General features: G+C 55.9%; 15 protein-coding genes. 7 read left to right on the top strand and 8 right to left on the bottom strand.

Translation table 11 applies throughout. The features are described 5' to 3' along the window. Positions 1 to 2 precede the first annotated feature (2 nt). Complete coding sequence (locus ACJJJA_RS02940) at positions 3 to 149, top strand: hypothetical protein (RefSeq protein ID WP_444903705.1); 147 nt, start codon at positions 3 to 5, stop codon at positions 147 to 149. A gap of 273 nt (positions 150 to 422) precedes the next feature. On the opposite strand, the gene ppc is transcribed toward ACJJJA_RS02940, so the two are convergent. From ppc to alaE, 5 genes are all read right to left on the bottom strand, one after another. Continuing rightward, a complete protein-coding gene (ppc, locus tag ACJJJA_RS02945; protein WP_444903706.1) occupies positions 423 to 3,086 on the bottom strand; it encodes a phosphoenolpyruvate carboxylase in 2,664 nt (887 codons plus the stop codon). A 396-nt stretch (positions 3,087 to 3,482) separates the two neighbouring features. Then, complete coding sequence (locus ACJJJA_RS02950; protein WP_252084301.1) at positions 3,483 to 3,845, bottom strand: DUF4870 family protein; 363 nt, start codon at positions 3,843 to 3,845, stop codon at positions 3,483 to 3,485. 128 nt (positions 3,846 to 3,973) lie between these two features. Then, the gene (locus ACJJJA_RS02955; RefSeq protein WP_444903707.1) at positions 3,974 to 5,347 is read right to left on the bottom strand and encodes an ATP-binding response regulator; all 1,374 of its coding nucleotides are present in this window, start codon (positions 5,345 to 5,347) and stop codon (positions 3,974 to 3,976) included. Positions 5,348 to 5,732: 385 nt separating this feature from the next. After that, complete coding sequence (locus ACJJJA_RS02960; RefSeq protein WP_444883594.1) at positions 5,733 to 6,434, bottom strand: aspartate/glutamate racemase family protein; 702 nt, start codon at positions 6,432 to 6,434, stop codon at positions 5,733 to 5,735. 39 nt (positions 6,435 to 6,473) lie between these two features. After that, positions 6,474 to 6,968 (bottom strand): L-alanine exporter AlaE, encoded by a 495-nt coding sequence (gene alaE, locus ACJJJA_RS02965; RefSeq protein WP_252084304.1) that lies wholly within the window; start codon positions 6,966 to 6,968, stop codon positions 6,474 to 6,476. 242 nt (positions 6,969 to 7,210) lie between these two features. Here alaE and ACJJJA_RS02970 point away from each other — a divergent pair, with 242 nt between their 5' ends. Then, entirely contained in the window at positions 7,211 to 7,762 is a 552-nt protein-coding gene (locus ACJJJA_RS02970; protein ID WP_444903708.1) for a PadR family transcriptional regulator, read from the top strand. A 60-nt stretch (positions 7,763 to 7,822) separates the two neighbouring features. Here ACJJJA_RS02970 and ACJJJA_RS02975 read toward each other — a convergent pair whose 3' ends face one another. Continuing rightward, positions 7,823 to 8,968: a beta-ketoacyl-ACP synthase III gene (locus tag ACJJJA_RS02975; protein ID WP_444891486.1), complete on the bottom strand. Its 1,146-nt coding sequence runs from the start codon at positions 8,966 to 8,968 to the stop codon at positions 7,823 to 7,825. 166 nt (positions 8,969 to 9,134) lie between these two features. Beyond that, a complete protein-coding gene (locus tag ACJJJA_RS02980) occupies positions 9,135 to 9,824 on the bottom strand; it encodes a ComF family protein (protein ID WP_444903709.1) in 690 nt (229 codons plus the stop codon). Positions 9,825 to 9,988: 164 nt separating this feature from the next. On the opposite strand from ACJJJA_RS02980, the gene bioB reads away from it, so the two are divergent. The 3 genes from bioB to bioC are packed head-to-tail and all read left to right on the top strand — an operon-like array spanning position 9,989 to position 13,772. Then, entirely contained in the window at positions 9,989 to 11,038 is a 1,050-nt protein-coding gene (gene bioB / locus ACJJJA_RS02985) for a biotin synthase BioB (RefSeq protein ID WP_444888898.1), read from the top strand. Continuing rightward, on the top strand, positions 11,035 to 12,228 hold the full coding sequence (gene bioF / locus ACJJJA_RS02990; protein ID WP_444903710.1) for an 8-amino-7-oxononanoate synthase: 1,194 nt from the start codon (positions 11,035 to 11,037) through the stop codon (positions 12,226 to 12,228). The genes bioB and bioF overlap by 4 nt, the downstream gene beginning before the upstream one ends. After that, a complete protein-coding gene (bioC, locus tag ACJJJA_RS02995) occupies positions 12,225 to 13,772 on the top strand; it encodes a malonyl-ACP O-methyltransferase BioC (protein WP_444903711.1) in 1,548 nt (515 codons plus the stop codon). Before bioF ends, bioC begins: the two co-directional genes overlap by 4 nt. On the opposite strand, the gene ACJJJA_RS03000 is transcribed toward bioC, so the two are convergent. Then, complete coding sequence (locus ACJJJA_RS03000; protein WP_152450920.1) at positions 13,763 to 14,251, bottom strand: L,D-transpeptidase family protein; 489 nt, start codon at positions 14,249 to 14,251, stop codon at positions 13,763 to 13,765. The genes bioC and ACJJJA_RS03000 overlap by 10 nt on opposite strands. A gap of 228 nt (positions 14,252 to 14,479) precedes the next feature. Between ACJJJA_RS03000 and bioD the strand changes: the two genes are divergently transcribed. Then, positions 14,480 to 15,172 (top strand): dethiobiotin synthase, encoded by a 693-nt coding sequence (gene bioD, locus ACJJJA_RS03005; RefSeq protein WP_444887877.1) that lies wholly within the window; start codon positions 14,480 to 14,482, stop codon positions 15,170 to 15,172. 117 nt (positions 15,173 to 15,289) lie between these two features. After that, complete coding sequence (locus tag ACJJJA_RS03010; RefSeq protein ID WP_444903712.1) at positions 15,290 to 17,071, top strand: acyl-CoA dehydrogenase C-terminal domain-containing protein; 1,782 nt, start codon at positions 15,290 to 15,292, stop codon at positions 17,069 to 17,071. Positions 17,072 to 17,109 lie beyond the last annotated feature (38 nt).

Below are 17,109 nucleotides of genomic sequence, written 5' to 3' on the forward strand. Positions count from 1 at the left end.
CTATGCAGTGCACCATCGATGAAGCCAAGCTGTTTAAAGTAGTTATCAGCGAATGGATGGCTCATGGTTATGGGTGCTGTACAACTAGGGACATGGCCAGTATCGCAGGTGTTAATAAGGCGATACTGTTCCGGCGGCTTTGGCGGTAAAACTGGTTTATTCACACGGACGATAGATCATCAGCTGGCTGATACCCCGTTGGAGTTATTCTGTATTTCGGGAGATCTGAATAACGATCTACGGGTTCTAGCAGAAGAGTATATGGACACTTATCGATTGTATGGGGGCGTGGTGTATCGTGCAGTGCAGGAGTTGCCCTGGTATCTGGTAGTGCCTCGATTTAATTTGATTGGCTATATATCAGGCTTTTTATAGGGACAAGGGCATAGGCGAGCAGAGTAGGGGACTCTGCCCGCCAACGGTTATCCGGTATTGCGCATGCCCGCGGCGATACCGGCGATCGTTACCATTAGGGCACTCTCCAACACGGCGTCATTCTCCCGCTCGCGCAGACGCGCCATTAATTCGGCCTGAAGCAAATGCAGTGGATCGGTATATGGATCGCGCACGCGGATGGACCAACGCATCACTGGGTTATTGTCCAACAGACTTTCGCGACCGGTGAGTTGCTGCAAAGCACTCACTGTGTGAGCCAGGCGTTCGCGCAGGCTTTCCCCCAGCTCTATCAGCTCCTTGTTGTCTGTGAGGCGTTCCTCATACCAGGAGGCGACACGGGTATCGGATTTCGCCAAAACCATCTCCAGCATATCCACCACGCCCTGGAAGAAGGGCCACTCACGACTCATTTCTCCCAGGGTGTCGGCTTCGTCTGCCTGTTTTAGGGCTTGTTCGAGTGCGGTGCCGGTGCCGAGCCAGGCGGGTAGCATCAGGCGCATCTGGGTCCAGGCGAACACCCAGGGAATGGCGCGTAGTGTTTCTACGCCGCCACCGGGCTTGCGCTTCGCCGGTCGACTACCGAGAGCCAGACGGCGGAGTTCCGTCTCCGGGGTGACGGTGCGGAGGTAGGCCACCAGAGCCGGGTCGTCACGCACCACTTCGCGGTAACTTTGCACCGAGACTTCCGTGAGGCGTTCCATCTGATTGCGCCACTCGGGACGAGGCTGGGCCGGTGGCATCAGGGTAGCCTCCAGTGTGGCGGCCACATACTGCTCCAGATTGTAGGCGGCAACGGAGGGGCGGCCGTATTTGAAGCGGATCATCTCTCCCTGCTCGGTAACGCGGATACGCCCAGCCACCGAGCCCGGTGGTTGCGACAATAGTGCCATGCGCGTTGGAGAGCCGCCGCGGGAAATAGAGCCGCCACGGCCGTGGAACAGGGTTAGGGGAATGCCGTGATTGCGGAAGATTTGGGTGAGCGCCTCCTGAGTACTGAACTGTGCCCAGGCCGCGCCGAGGAAGCCGGCATCCTTGGCCGAGTCTGAGTAGCCGATCATTACTTCCTGGCCCTCCAGCACGCGCTGTTTGTACTGGGGAATATTGAGCAGGGTACTCATGGTGTCGGCAGCATTATTAAGGTCGTCCAAGGTTTCAAACAATGGCACCACGCGCATAGGTTGGGTTACCCCGGCAATTTTCTGCAGCAACATGACCGCCAACACATCGGAGGGCTTTTTCGCCATGGAAATCACATAGGCACCAAACCCCTCGTGGCCCTGCTCAGCAACCACCTTGCAGGTTTCTAATACCTCGCGCACATCCCCATCGCAGAAATCCGTATGGTAGAAATCCTCATCGATTAATGGCCGGCGGTTATCCAGCTCCGCCAGGAGGAAGTCCAGTTTGCTCTGCTCATCCCAGGTGGCGTAATTCCCCAGCCCCAGATAGCGTGTGATAGCGTCGATGGCATCCATATGGCGGGTGGATTCCTGACGAATATCCAGGCGCAACAGGGTGATACCGAAGCAATTGAGCCGGCGCAGGGTGTCTTTGAGCTGGCCATCGGCGATGGCCGAGAGCCCCACCGCGCGCAGAGAGCGGTCGATCAGGTTCAGCTCAGTGAGCAGTTGTTGACCGCTGTGAAATACTGCACCCGCTGGTTCCTGCTGCTCGTTAATGCGGGCCTCCAGTTGCGCGCGAGTATTGCGCAAGCGGTAGCGCACGCGGCGGAGTATGAGCCGGTAGGGCTCATGGCTTGGGCCTGTTTGTGCCAGTAATTCCTCGCTGGCCTTGTGCATAGATAGATCGGCCAGGAGGTTTTCCACATCGCGCAAGAGAAGGTCGGCGGCCATCCAGCGTGCCAGCAGTAATACCTTGCGGGTTACCGCTGCGGTAACATTGGGGTTGCCGTCGCGGTCGCCACCCATCCAGGAGGCGAAGCGTATGGGTACCCAGTTATCCGGCAGTGGCGGTAATCCCGCTAGGGCTAGTTCCTCCTCGATGGCGCGCATAGTCTGGGGTACTGCCTGCCATAGGGACTGTTCAATGGTGGCGAAGCCCCACTTGGCTTCGTCTACCGGCGTGGGCCTCTCACGGCGAATTTCATCGGTGCTCCAGGCAGAGAGTATTTGCTCGTGCAGATGACGCCGTAGCTCGCGGCTTTCTTCCTGGGTAAGGTCTGGTCGGTCCAATGCGGCGAGGAGATCGGCGACGTGGTCGTACTTGCGGATCAGGGTGCGACGGGTGACCTCGGTGGGATGGGCGGTGAGGACCAGCTCTACGGAGAGATCCCTGAGTGCGGTGTGTATATCGTCGGTTGAGCGATTGATGTTCTTTAGCTCTGCCAATACCTGGCGCAGGCCGCGGTCTGTATCTGGGTCGCCAGAAAAACGCTGATGCTGCCGGTGCAGGCGTTCGCGATGGCGTTGCTCGGCGATATTGGCGAGATTCAAAAACTGGCTAAAGGCGCGCGCCACTTCCAACAATGTATCGTCGTCGAGAGGGTCCAGCAGCTGGTGTAAGCGATCCACCTGCATCTCTCCGCTACTGCGGCTTTCCACTGCGGCCTGGCGGATGGTTTCCACAGTATTAAATAGCGAATCACCGGCTTGCTCGCGCAATACCGAACCGAGCTCCTCGCCGAGTAGGCGGACGTCCTCCCGCAACGGGGTGTTTTGATCCTGACTCACAAGCCTTTTTCTCCCTAACGATATCCGGTGAAAGTACCGGGCTTTATCTTCGCATAATTTTTTCGCAAGGAGGCTGTGCTGCCAAAATAAAAGATTTTTTCAGTAATAAATTTACTTAAATAATGATAAATAAAGGAAAGGTCTTACGATAAAGGTTGGTTTTTAGAAAATTTATAATCCAGCAGGTATAAATATCATGCCAGGTATTTTATCGACTATTAGAGAGAGCTCTCGACCAGATTTTTTTAGGCGGGAGGTCATCAGGAGGGGAATTAAATTGGAAAAAGCGAAGAGTAACTTGGTAAGGAAGGCGTGAAATTTATAGGGGATTTTTAAATATCCCCTATTTGCGTAGGGCAGAAGCGCCCGCGCGAGATTTTCACGCGGGCTGGGTTTTTAGTAATAGTCATAGGCGGGGCGGCGATCGACTAGGCGCAGCCAGCCGCGAATAACCCGGTAGATAACCCAAATCCAGTTTACGGCGAGAATCACATAGCCGAGACCGAAAACCCAAAAGGTCAAAGAACCAACCACAGTCCACAGCAACCAGAACCAGAAAGTGCGGATCTGCCAGCGGAAATGGGACTCCGCCAGGGTGCCGCGTACATCGCTGCGCTTGAAATAGTTAATCAGTACGCCAACAAAAAATGGAACCGCGGTAAATAGGCTGATGGCCTGGATCAGGTAGACCATGATGGCCAGATCTCGACCACTCTGTTCGCGGGCCTCTTGGGAGCGTGTGGGGTACTGCTCTGACATAACTTTATTCTCTTGTGGACTCTGAAAAATATAGTGTGGTCCCCAATGCGCAATTCAACTTGACTGCGTTGGAATGGTATTTTTACACGACAGTCGGTGAAGAGCCCAGGGTGTCGTAACGTCCCATGTTATTTTAGTGCCCACTCGGTGTGCACATTGCGCTCGCGCCATGCCTTCAGCTGTCGCACCGATTCCCGCATCAGTTGCAGTAATTCTGTACGCTGCTGACGGCAGTGTTCGCGTTCGCTGTCGATGGAGAGGTTGGCGGCGAGACTGCGCAGACGACTGGCTACGCTATCGAGCCCCACCTCTGCCGCTGCCCGGGCGACATCCTGCGCCTGTTTTTCTGCATCCAACCAGTGGCGGCCGGTGAGGGCGCTGGTGAGCGCAGTGATTCGTTTGGGTAGGGTGGCGCTGCGGTCACTGAGTAGCTCGGCGAAGGTCAGGTGATCGAGAGTATCCTGCTGGCGTAAAAGAGCACTGGTGTTGAGCAGCTGGGTGGGGCGGTTTTTTTGTTGTGGTGACGTCCCCTGCGTGCGCCGTGAAGCCCATTGCATCAGTTGCATTAGCTGGCGATCGGCAATTGGGTGGGTAAGTACGCCGGTAAAACCTCGGGCCTGATAGCGCTCTTTATCGCCGGTTTTGGCAGATTGCAGCAGGGCGAAAATGGGTAAATCGTTGCCCCGTTCGCGGCGAATTTCTCGTACTGCCTCCACGCCATCCATCAGCGGTAGATGGGTGTCGGTCAGGATTAGGTCAAAGTTTTTTTGAAGGGCGGCGCTGCTGCCGTCGATACCGTTACACTCCCTTTGCACATGGTGGCCCATGGCTTCCAGCGGCGCTTGCAGGGATTCGTGTTTATTATTTTCCACCAACAGGATGGCGAGGCCGCTGCCAGTATTGCCGAGCACTTCCTTGGGAAGTTTCAGCTCTACAGTTTCCACCTTGCCGATCTGACGTAAATCGTCCAGAGATTTGAGAGCGGCGTTTAACTGTCGCTTGCCGATTTCAACCAGCGCTTTGATATTGTTGTCCTCACTGCGTCCAATCAGGTTGAGGGTGCCCATCAATGTATCCAGGGGGTGATGCAACTGGTGGCGTACTATTGTGAGCAGATCGGATTTTTCCTGGCGCAGTAATTCGAGGCTTTCACAAGTTTCTTCGAGTTGCTTCTCTAGGGCGAGAAATTCACTGTTGCGGCTATGCACCTGCTGAAACAAATTACTGTTTTCAGCGCTGATATTATCGACACGCTCTGCACTCTCTTTACGCAATTTGCGCAGACTCAGTTGTCTATTGAGTGTAAAAGCACAAATTAGCACAGTTAAAATCAGCGCCGCGATCAACCAGTAAATAGGAATTTGTTGCTGCAGAGCATTTAATTCAATGGCTTGTGCGGTGGTGGAGATAAATACTGAGCCGCACAGTAGTGCTCCGGCTAGCAGAGCGTGAAAAAAAACACGACGAGAGGGCAATCCCCCAGAAGAAATGGCTTTTATCATCCTTATAACCACTTGTGTTAGGGCGGACTAAATCCTGCAGTCCGCAGTGTGATTTTCGCGGTAGGTTTTGATCGATACTCCCGAAAAGATCAGAGCGTTTGATACTGCAATATGGCACGGCGTACAAGAGATATTTTTATAGGACTGGCAGGCTAACGGGTGGATAATCCGGTCAGAGGCATGAACGCTATCGCCATTAGCCAAGAGTTATTGCGCCAAAAACAGAGGATGGTTTTTTTGGGGGGGCTTGATGCTGAAGAATTGCACGCTATTACATAGGCTTATATAGCGGGAGGTTTTGCACTGGGTTGGCGTATTTTACCGAGATCGGTGGCACAGTGTTCCTCGATAAAATACGCAAAAAATTAAAAATATCAGGGTTGATTCAAGCGGCCTGAGGTAGGCGTTCCTGCAATAACTGCAACATGCGCTCAGAAGGCAGAAACAGGCGAATTCCATCACAATGGGCGAGCAATTCCTGATAAAAATAATCGAAATGTGTGCAGCCCAGAATCAGTATCTGTACGCCGCTTTTCACCAGAGCCGCGACCAGATCATCCAAAGCGTGCTGACGCACGATCATCTCGGCGGCGAGGCCATCCTCAATATCTTCGACGATCTGCAGATTGCCGATACCGATCACCTTGGCGGTTGTGTTGCGCTCGAGAATTTCACGCTCAATATTGGCGCAACTTTGGCAGTTGGCGGCGAGCAGGCCAAAGTTGCGGTAGCGCTGGGTGAGTTCGGCGTATACCTCAAGGGGAGAAACCACCTCAATTGGCGAGGTGGCTTTGACCGCTTCCATATCCACCGCACCGGAAAGGGAATTGCAGTAGATCATGGCGGCTTCGGCGCCGGCCTGATGCAGCTGTTCAATCGCTTCGATCAGCTGCTGGGTGAGAGCGCCGCGTTCTAGCGCTTGCAGTTGCGTCTGTGCCTGGGGCGATGTTGACAGAGACATACCGACGCCACGCAGCTGACGCGCGGCGAGGAAATCCAGGCCAAAGCGGGTGTCTGTAGGGGTGCCGGCGACCACGCCAATGGTCATAGAACTTTTTTCAATGGCGTTATCGGTCAACACAGTCATGCTCCTCTCTCGTAATGCTCAATCGAGTATTGGTGCCCCTTAGATGGCGCGTCTGCCCAGCAGGGGAACCAGCGTATTAATCCACACTCGGCGCACCCAGTCGAGATAAATTCCATAAGGCCGCCCCAAGGCGCCTGCGATCAGCATAAAAGTGATACTGGCTGTGGCAATTTCGTCCCAGCTGGCACCGCCTAGGCGCATATTGGCCATATATAGGGGAAACTGGAAGCTGAGGAAGACAAAGGTGTCTACCAGGTAAGCATTTACAAAACCGCCGCCACCAAAGCGGTTCACAATCCAGCTGCGGTACATGCTGAAGGGGCGAGCGATCAGTGTATTGAACACCAGAGCCATCAGACGCACTTTCAGGTGCTCACTCCAGCTCATACCTGCCAACACCAGCTCGATGGGGATCGCCACGGCCCAGGAAAAACTGTTCATGGCGAAGATATCGAGCAGGAAATCCCAGCGTCGCGAGTTGGGTGCGGCTGGTTCGGCGTCGGGGCCGGATGGTGTTAATGCGGGCGCGGACATGGAGCAGACAACCTCTTGAACCTCGAGCCGCCATATCAAGATGGCGGCAGGCCGGCGATTATATCTCCAAATTGCGTAAATGCTAGCCTTGCATCTCGACTGGTGAGGTCTGCCGAGATAAACGTCCTACTAATTATTAGAAAATTAATCTAATTATCTTATTGGCCTAACGCGCCTCCTGGTCACGATGGCGCCGCAGAGGTTAATATGCAACTCTTTGCATAAGACGAATCGGAGCCGCCATGTCCCTGCGCTATGCCGTACTCACCCTGCTGGATATAGAGCCCGGCAGTGGCTACGACCTAAAGCGCCGCTTCGAGCGCAGTGTTTCCCATTTCTGGAGCGCCAGCCACCAGCAGATGTATCGGGAGCTGCACAAGTTGCACGACGAAGGATTGCTGGATTGCGAGGAGCAACCGCAGGAGGGCAAACCGGACAAAAAGGTCTACAGCCTCACCGACAAGGGGCGTGCGGAGCTGCGCGATTGGGTCATTCAGCCAGCGGCACCACAGAAGATTCGCGAACCCTTTTTAGTGCGTATGTTTGCCGGCCACCATTTAAGCCAAAAGGAGTTGCGTTCGGCTCTCAATGATCAGCTGCACAGGCACCGAGGGCTGTTGGAGAATTATCGGGAACAAAATGAGCGGGTGCTTAAGAGTGACCCCGCCCTGCAGGAGCGCTATTGGCTGGCCCACCAGACACTGCTGTTAGGCATAGAGGCGGAGAAGACCTGGATCAACTGGGCGGAAAATATGCTGCAGCAACTTGAACAAAAATGTGAAGAGAGCAGTTAAAAAAACCGGGCGATGCCCGGTTTTTTGTGTCTATGGTGCGGAAATGAGTCGAGTGCTAGCTTATAAAGCGACTTTCTCCACTACCAAGCTGCCGATAGAGTAGCCTGCGCCAAAGGAACAGATAATTCCGCGCTCACCTACTTGCAGGTCATCGCTGTGCAGATTGAAGGCGATGACAGAACCGGCGCTAGCGGTATTCGCGTAGCGGTCCAGCACCACCGGGGCGCGTTCTGCGCTGGCTTCATCACCCATCAGTTTCTTGGCGATCAGATTATTCATGTTGATGTTGGCCTGGTGTAGCCAGTAGCGGCTCACTTCACGGGGATCGGTGCCGCTCTCCCCTAGGTGCTCCTCAATATGGGCGGCGGCCATGGGGCAGACTTCCTTGAATACCTTGCGGCCGTTCTGGCGGAACAACTTGCCGGGGCCGAAAGGGTCCACATCGGCTGCGCGTGCGGCATAGCCGAAGTTGGAGCGGATATTGTTGGAGTAGACGGTCTTGGCCTTGGTGCCGAGGATTTCCCAGGCAGTGTCTACGCTGCAAGTCTCGCGGCGTTCGATCACACTGGCGACCGCCACATCTCCGAAGATGAAATGACTGTCGCGATCGGTAAAGTCCACTTGCGGTGAGGCCAATTCAGAGTTGATCACCAGTACGGTGCGTGCGGCGCCGGAACAGATGGCATCTACCGCGCGCTGCAGAGAAAACGTTGCCGAAGAGCAGGCGACTTCCATATCGAAAGCGAATCCATCGATGCCGAGGGCGCCCTGAATTTCGATGGCAATGGCGGGATAGGCGCGTTGCATATAGGAGGCGCCAACAATCACCATATCGACATCGGAGGCCTGTTTATTGGCTTTCTCAAGCGCCAGTTTGGCGGCTTTTAGCCCCATCTCCGCCTGAACACACAGGTCGTCGTCGTTGCGCTCGGGAATAAAGGGGCGCATGCGCGCGGGATCGAGAATTCCTTCACGGGTCACCACATAGCGGCTCTTGATACCGGAGGCCTTTTCGATAAATTCCGCAGAGGACTGTGGTTTGGGCTGCAGTTCGCCGGATTCAATTGCTTGAGCGTGCTCCAGGTTGTACTGCTTGGCGTAGCTATTGTAGGCGTCTACCAGCTCTTCGTTGCTGATCGCTTCCGGTGGGGTCCACAGGCCGGTGCCGCTGATGACAATGCCCCGTGGCAACTTGTGTTCACTCATCGCTGAATCCCTGGCTCGCAGCAAAACACCTGCGAGCAATTAGTCACTGATTAAAACCTTAGCCTTTAGCGGTGCCGGCTTGTTTGGGATTTATCTGCCAGAACGGCAAGGCAAGTTATTGTGACGTCTCTGTGACTGTCGGTCTATCTGCGGTCGCGCCGAAGAGTCATGGCGTTCTGGCCAAAACGAACGCACTGACCTTGTGTGCACCAGCTTTCAGGAGTATCTGTGCCGCTGCCTCCAGGGTGGCTCCGGTAGTCAGGACATCGTCCACCAGCCCGATATGCATTCCTTCAACGGATTCACGCAGGGCAAAACTTTGCAGTAGGTTGCGTAGGCGTTGTTGCCGGCGCAGCTGCGACTGGGTGCGGGTGGCGCCAGTTTTGCGCAACAGTCGCGTTTGCACCGGCAAATGCCATTGCTTTCCCAACTCGCTCGCGATCAGTTGCGCTTGGTTGTATCCGCGTTGCCAGTAGCGCTGCCAGTGGAGAGGAATGGGGGCGAGTAGGTCGGGGGGCTCGTTGTGTGGGGCTATTGAGGTGGCGGCAAGTTGCGCCAGGCTATGGCCGGCGGCCAGGTCGCGTTGGTACTTGAAGCGCTGGATTAGCTGGTTCACCGGAAAGGCATACTGCCAGGCGGCCTGAACCCTCTGGCAGTGCGGCGGCTGGCGCAAACAACTGGGGCACAGGCGTGCGCTGGAGGTCAGCGGCAGCGCACAGCTTTCACAAGCCTGGCCCAGATAGGGCAGGTCCCGGATACAGCTGGCACAGATACCAAAGTCACCGGCTCTATCACCGCACAGCAAGCACTGCGTCAGGTAGCGGGAGAGTCGAGCTGAAATCAGGCTGTAAACCATAAGAGAGCTTCTGAGTTGACAGCAGGTGGGGCCTGGCTAAACTGGCCAGTCTGTTTGGTCGAGTTTGCCACTGCTGTCTTCTGCAGTCACCCCGCCCGAATACATAAAAACAGCACCCCAACTCCAGTAACAGAGAGAGTAAGCTTGTGACTGCAGCCCAGACTATGCCCGCCGCCGATATCCGCCACGACTGGACCCGTCAGCAGGTTCTGGATCTCTTCGCTATGCCATTTAGCGATCTGATGTTTACCGCGCAGCAGGTTCACCGGACACACTTCGATCCCAATCGGGTCCAGGTCAGCACCCTCTGTTCCATTAAGACCGGCGCCTGCCCGGAAGATTGCGCCTACTGCCCGCAGAGCGCCCGTTACGATACTGGGCTGGAGCGGGAAAAATTGATGAAAGTGGAGAAGGTGTTGGAAGAAGCTCGCGCGGCCAAGGCTGGCGGCGCCACTCGCTTCTGTATGGGAGCTGCCTGGCGCTCACCCAAGAAAAAAGATATGCCTTACGTTACCCAGATGGTGCGCGAAGTGAAGGCACTGGGTATGGAAACCTGTATGACCTTGGGGATGTTGAATGATGACCAGGCGCAGGAATTAGCTGATGCCGGGCTCGATTACTACAACCACAATCTGGATACCTCACCGGAGTATTACGGCGAGATTATTACCACCCGCACCTACCAGGATAGGTTGCAGACACTGGGGCGCGTGCGTGCCGCCGGTATGAAAGTCTGCGCCGGCGGTATTGTCGGCATGGGCGAGGGCGACAAAGATCGCGCCGGCCTGCTGATGCAACTGGCCAACCTGCCTGAACACCCCGAGTCGGTGCCCATTAATATGTTGGTAAAAGTAGCTGGTACGCCGCTGGAGCAGGAGAAGGACCTAGACCCCTTCGAATTTATCCGCTGCATCGCCGTAGCGCGCATTATGATGCCCAAGTCTCATGTGCGCCTGTCCGCCGGGCGCGAACAGATGAGTGATGAGATGCAGTCTATGGCTTTCCTCGCGGGTGCCAACTCCATCTTCTATGGCGAGAAGCTGCTGACCACCGCCAATCCCGAGGCCAACAAGGATATGCAATTGTTCTCCCGCCTGGGTATCCAGCCGGAGGAGTATCAACAATACGCCGATGAGAGCGCAGTGGAAGCGGAGTTGAATGCACAGATTACCGAGCAGCAAAACGACGCTTTCTTTTACGATGCGGCCAAATGACCCTGGATAAAACCCTGCGCCAGCGTCTCGATGAGCGGCATCGGGACAATCTTTATCGCCAGATTAAAACTCTGGAAACGGCGCCCAGCCCCATCGCTGTAGTGGATGGGCGAAAGCTGCTGACCTTTAGTAGTAACGATTACCTGGGACTCGCAAGCCACTCAGAAGTTATCCGTGCCCAGCAGGCCGGTGCTGAGCTGGGCGCCGGTGCCACCGCTTCCCATTTGGTTAACGGCCACCTTCAAGTCCATCAACAATTGCAACAGAGCCTTGCCGAAGTCACCGGACGCGAGGCCGCACTGGTTTTTTCCAGTGGTTATATGGCCAATGTGGGGACACTCTGTGCGTTGCTGGGCCGCGCGGACAATGTTATTTCCGACAAGCTCAACCACGCCTCCCTGATAGACGGCGCACGCTTGTGTGGCGCCAACAGTTTGCGTTTTGCCCACAACGATCCAGTAGCCCTGCGCCGTCAGCTGCAAAGGGCGGCCGCACGCGGTGGCAATACTCTGGTGGCGGTAGATGGGGTCTACAGTATGGACGGCGACAGGGCTCAATTGGCGGAGATTGCTGCCCTGTGTTGGGAATTTGATGCCTGGCTGATGGTGGATGAAGCCCACGGCTTTGGAGTGATGGGGAGTGAACAGCTGCCCCTTGCCGGCAGCTGCGCGGCCGCCGGTCTCGGCCAGGATGAAGTGCCGGTATTGATGGGTACGCTGGGAAAGGCCGCCGGCAATGCAGGTGCCTTTGTGGCCGGCTCGCGTATGTTGATCGATTTTTTGGTGCAGTTTGCACGGCCTTATATCTATACCACCGGTATGCCGCCGGCAGTGGCGGCAGGTTGTATTGCCGCAATTGAACTGATGCGCAATGCGCCCGAGTTGAACCAGCGCCTGCAGGCGAATATCACTTACTTCCGCCGGCGTGCGGCGCGAGCGGATTTACCTCTGACGGATTCATCCAGTGCGATTCAACCACTCCTGTTGGGCTGTGAAGAAACTGTGATGACTGTGTCCAAACAGTTGGAGCAACGTGGTTTTCTAGTGGGCGCTATTCGCCCACCTACCGTGCCCAGAGGTACCGCTCGCCTGAGGATCACCCTGAGTGCCTCCCATAACCACAGCCAAATTGATGCTTTGGTAGATGCCCTCGTAGCTGTGCTTCAGGAAAAAATAGCGGTGCCTTTGTGATTGAGATAGAGAACCTGGTATTCCTGCACGGTTGGGGGGGAGATAAAGGGCCCTGGCGGCCCCTACTCGAAGCGGTGCGTGAACAACTGGCACAACCTTTGATTTGTATCGAATTACCGGGGTGTGGGGAGCGTAGTGGCGAGCCCTGGCCACAATTAGAGACACTTTTACAACGGCTGTATAACGAACTGCCTAATAACTGTGTTTTGGTTGGGCACTCTCTCGGAGGCATGTTGGCCCTGCAGTTGGCGGCCAGACCGGGACAGAAAAAAATCCTCGGTGTTGTCACCATCTCTGCCAATGCCTGTTTTGTGGAGCGGGACAACTGGCCGGGTATGCAGCGGCGTGTTTTTGAGAGATTTCGCAGGGCCTTTGTGCAGGACCCCTACGCAATCTGGGAGCGCTTTTGTGCCCTGCAGTCCCATGGTGACAGTGCCATGCGCGACCTGCTCAAACAGCTGAAAGAGCGCCGGCCCAATATCAATGCCGAAGCCTGGAAGCGGGCCCTGGACTGCCTGGCGGGTTTGGATAATCGCCATTTACTGCAGACACTCAAAGTCCCCTCTCTGCACCTGTTTGGCAAGCGGGATGCCCTGGTGCCCCAAGCTGCCGTAGAGGAGATCCAGGGCTGTGGTGCAGCGGTAGAGGTGATTGAGGGGTGTGGTCATAAACCGCATTTATCTCAGCCGCGTCAAGTGGCAGAGCGATTGCGGCATTTTGTCGAGAGCCTGTCTCCCTCTGATAGCGGTACTTCCGAGCCCTTCGATAAATCTGCGGTGGCGCGTTCTTTTGGTCGCGCCGCCGCCAGTTATGACGACTGCGCCCATATACAGAGGGCGGTGTGCCGGCAGTTGATGAAAATGGCGGATCGCCACTGGACGCCACGCACGATTGTCGACCTTGGTAGCGGCACTGGCTTTGGTAGTGAGTTGCTGCGCCAACATTTTCCCGAGGCGAGAATTATCGCCTTGGATCTGGCGGAAGATATGTTGCGCTATGCTCGCACAGAACGCCCCCAGGCTGATGATTATATTGTTGCAGATGCGGAACAGTTGCCCCTAGCAGATGACAGCGTAGATCTGGTGTTTTCCAGTATGGCGCTACAGTGGTGCTATCGCTTGCCACAGCTGTTTACCGAGTTGCGTCGGGTACTCTCTCCAGAGGGATTCTGCCTGGTGGCGACACTGGGGCCGGGCACGCTGGCAGAGTTGCGTAATAGCTGGGCCCAGGTGGATGGCGATATACACGTCAATCGTTTCCTTCCCCTGGTAAAGTGGCGTGAAGCGGCGGTGCAATCGCAACTGAATGGTGAGGTGCTCGATGAGCAGCGCCTGTTGTATTTCGATAGCCTGCGCCAGCTGATGAAGGAATTAAAAGGTGTGGGAGCACACAATATTAATCGTGCCGCTAAGCGGGGGATGACTGGGCGTGCCAGGTTACAGCAACTGGCCGAAGCCTATGAAGGCCTCAGGCAGCCCAGAGGGCTGCCGGTAAGCTACGAGGTCATCTATATGAAACTGGCCTGTGGACCCGATCAGGGGTAGATATCGATGGGGATCGGGGTTTTCACTAGCGCCCAGATCTCGTCCATTTCCCGATTGGAGGCCACCGCAATACAGCCATCGGTCCAGTTATTGCGGCGCAGGTGCCTCTCCATATAGGACCACTCGGGCTTGATGCCGTGGATCATGATATCGCCGCCAGGGCTGACCCCCATTTTGGCTGCCCGCGCACGGTCCTGTTTATTTGGATAGGACACATGAATAGAGCGGTAGAAACGGCTGTTGGGGTTTTTCCAGTCGAGGGTGTAGCGCCCTTCGGGGGTGCGTTCATCCCCCTCGCGGACCTTGTGTCCTCTGGGATTATCGCCGAAGGAGACGGTATAGCTTTTCACTACCCGGCCGTCGCGAATCAGCTGCATCAGCTTCTTCGACTTGTACACAACAACATGATCGACAGGAGTTACTTTTGCTGAGGCGAACAGAGGCATCGCCAACAACAGGGCAAGAGTCAGGTATCGCATGGTCTCTAAGCTGCTTGGATGTTTTCAGTTATTTCGAGATTTCCCGCGTCCCTGCAGAGCAGTTTCCCCTTTTGAGGGAATTATTTTGTGAGCGCGGCCCCGTGCCTTTGTTATCAGTGCTTGGCTTGATTTGTTCAAAATCTGCGCTACACGACTAAATTATCATCAAGTGGCTGGCGTGAAAAGTCACCACAAGAAAAAATTTGAACTTTTTGAATAGGGGAGGCCTTGGTCTTGGGCAGAAGTTATTTTGTAGCCGGTACCGATACCGAAGTGGGCAAGACCTTTGTCAGTGCGGCCCTACTCACAGCGGCCGCGAATGTGGGATTGCAAACCGCAGCAGTAAAACCGGTGGCCTCCGGTTGTGAGCAAACTGAATATGGACTGCGCAATGAGGATGCCTTGCTGTTACAGGAGGCCATGACTTTGCATCTGCCTTACCAGCAGGTGAACCCTTTTGCATTGGAACCGGCAATCGCCCCCCATATAGCCGCCATAGAGGCGGGTAAGCAGCTCAACGTATCGCGCATGGCTGGAGTCTGCCGCGGTGTGATGTGTGCCGGTGCTGATCTGGTGTTAATCGAGGGAGCCGGTGGTTGGCGCACACCCCTGGGTCCCAGAGCCTTTCTTTCGCAACTGCCGCGGGAGTTGAATACCCCGGTGATTCTGGTGGTGGGTATGCAGCTCGGCTGTATCAACCACGCACTGCTGACCGCCGAGGCGATTCGCCACGATGGGCTGCCTCTGGCGGGTTGGGTGGCCAACTTCGTCCGTCCGGGCATGGCGCGGGCCGAGGAAAACCTGGCCACCCTTGAGGCCCTGCTGCCGGCCCCGTTGCTCGGTGTGCTACCCCACAGCGAGACGCGGGATTACCGCGAAGCGGCGCAACACCTGGATATCCGCCCGCTGATACCCAGCTAAAGCACCTCATCAAAGCATTCTCAGTCGGGCCCGAGAGGGCCCAAATCGGTTGACTTTGTACGCCTTCGGCCCTAGATTCAAACAAGCGTTTGAAACACCTGAATGAGGACCGGGAGCATGGCCGACTACAAGGCGCCACTGCGGGAGATGAACTTCCTGCTGCACGAAGTATTTGCTGCGGAAAAACTCTGGGCGGAACTGCCCGGGTTGGCCGGAGCTGTGGATCGCGAGACCGCAGATGCGATTCTCGAAGAGATGGCCAAGTTGGCTTCCAACACCCTGGATCCGATCAACCGCAGCGGTGACGAAGAGGGCTGTGATTGGAACGATGGTGTTGTGACCACCCCTGCGGGCTTCAAAGAAGCCTACGCCACATTCTGTGAGGGTGGCTGGGGCGCGCTGTTGGGCAACCCAGAGTACGGCGGCATGGGTATGCCGAAGATGCTGGGCGCTCAGGTCGAGGAAATGATCAACGCCTCCAATATCTCCTTCGCTCTCTACCCGGTACTGACCAACGGTGCCTGTCTGGCGATCGATGCTCATGCCAGTGAAGCGCTGAAACAGAAATTCCTGCCCAAGATGTACGAGGGCACCTGGGCCGGGGCCATGGACCTGACCGAGCCCCACGCCGGCACCGACCTGGGTATTATCCGCACCAAGGCCGAGCCCCGCGAAGACGGCAGTTACAGCATTAGCGGCAGCAAGATCTTTATCACCGGCGGTGACCAGGACTTGTCCGAAAATATTATTCACCTGGTACTGGCCAAGTTGCCGGACGCACCCAAGGGCCCTAAAGGCATTTCCCTGTTCCTGGTGCCGAAGTACAAGGTGAACGAAGACGGCAGCATCGGCGAGAGCAATAACGTTAATTGTGGTTCCATTGAACACAAGATGGGCATTAAAGCCTCAGCTACTTGTGCGATGAATTTCGACGGTGCTCAGGGTTGGCTGGTGGGTGAGGAGAACAAGGGCCTCGCCGCTATGTTTACCATGATGAACTATGAGCGTCTGGGTGTGGGTATCCAGGGCCTCGGCGCCTCTGATCGCTCCTACCAAAACGCCCTGGAATACGCTCGCGATCGTATCCAGAGCCGCTCTCCTGCCGGTGCCCAGCAGCCGGAAAAAGCTGCCGACCCGATTATCGTGCACCCCGATGTACGCCGTATGCTGCTCACCCAGAAAGCGCTGGTAGGCGGTGGCCGCGCCCTGTCCACTTACGTGGCTCAATGGCTGGACATTTCCAAGTTCGGCGAGGGCGAAGAGAAAAAGAACGCCGAGGCTATGGTGGCCTTGCTGACCCCTGTGGCCAAGGCCTTCACCACCGATATGGGCCTCGATTGCACCGTAATCGGCCAGCAGGTTTTCGGCGGTCATGGTTATATTCGTGAATGGGGCCAGGAGCAGCTGGTGCGCGATGTGCGTATTACCCAGATTTACGAGGGCACCAACGGTATTCAGGCATTGGATTTGGTGGGTCGCAAGACCGTCGCCAGCGGTGGCGCCCTGTTCGAGCTATTTGCTGCGGATGTACAGCGTTTTATCGATAGCCAGGTTGATCGCGAGGTGATGGCTGAGTTTGTACAGCCGCTGGCAACTGAGTTGCAGCGCCTGCGCGAAGCCACAGAGAAAATGATCGCCGCAACCAAGGAAGACCCCCACGCGCCGGGTGCAGCTTCGGTGGAATACCTGCATCTGTTTGGCTATGTGGCTTACGCCTTTATGTGGGCCAAGGTGGTTGCAGTTGCGTTGGACAAGCAGGAGGCGGATAGCTTCTACAAGGGCCAAGTGAAAACTGCACGCTTCTATTTTGCGCGCTTACTGCCGCGCACCCAGGCACTCGCCAGCAGCGTCAATGCCGGTAGCGCCACCCTGATGGATCTGGAAGAGGAACTGTTCTAACAGCCCTCTCGGTAGATTCTAAAAAAGCCTCGCCTTGC

The sequence above is a fragment of the Microbulbifer mixtoriginis (SeqCode) genome, from assembly GCF_052466865.1.

Excerpts from the sequence above, each read along its gene's own strand:
- ACJJJA_RS02940 (WP_444903705.1), top strand. The coding sequence starts at position 3 with ATGCAGTGCACCATCGATGAAGCCAAGCTGTTTAAAGTAGTTATCAGC.
- ACJJJA_RS02950 (WP_252084301.1), bottom strand. The coding sequence starts at position 3,845 with ATGTCAGAGCAGTACCCCACACGCTCCCAAGAGGCCCGCGAACAGAGT.
- ACJJJA_RS02955 (WP_444903707.1), bottom strand. The coding sequence starts at position 5,347 with ATGATAAAAGCCATTTCTTCTGGGGGATTGCCCTCTCGTCGTGTTTTT.
- ACJJJA_RS02960 (WP_444883594.1), bottom strand. The coding sequence starts at position 6,434 with ATGACTGTGTTGACCGATAACGCCATTGAAAAAAGTTCTATGACCATT.
- alaE (WP_252084304.1), bottom strand. The coding sequence starts at position 6,968 with ATGTCCGCGCCCGCATTAACACCATCCGGCCCCGACGCCGAACCAGCC.
- ACJJJA_RS02970 (WP_444903708.1), top strand. The coding sequence starts at position 7,211 with ATGTCCCTGCGCTATGCCGTACTCACCCTGCTGGATATAGAGCCCGGC.
- ACJJJA_RS02975 (WP_444891486.1), bottom strand. The coding sequence starts at position 8,968 with ATGAGTGAACACAAGTTGCCACGGGGCATTGTCATCAGCGGCACCGGC.
- ACJJJA_RS02980 (WP_444903709.1), bottom strand. The coding sequence starts at position 9,824 with ATGGTTTACAGCCTGATTTCAGCTCGACTCTCCCGCTACCTGACGCAG.
- bioB (WP_444888898.1), top strand. The coding sequence starts at position 9,989 with ATGCCCGCCGCCGATATCCGCCACGACTGGACCCGTCAGCAGGTTCTG.
- bioF (WP_444903710.1), top strand. The coding sequence starts at position 11,035 with ATGACCCTGGATAAAACCCTGCGCCAGCGTCTCGATGAGCGGCATCGG.
- ACJJJA_RS03000 (WP_152450920.1), bottom strand. The coding sequence starts at position 14,251 with ATGCGATACCTGACTCTTGCCCTGTTGTTGGCGATGCCTCTGTTCGCC.
- ACJJJA_RS03010 (WP_444903712.1), top strand. The coding sequence starts at position 15,290 with ATGGCCGACTACAAGGCGCCACTGCGGGAGATGAACTTCCTGCTGCAC.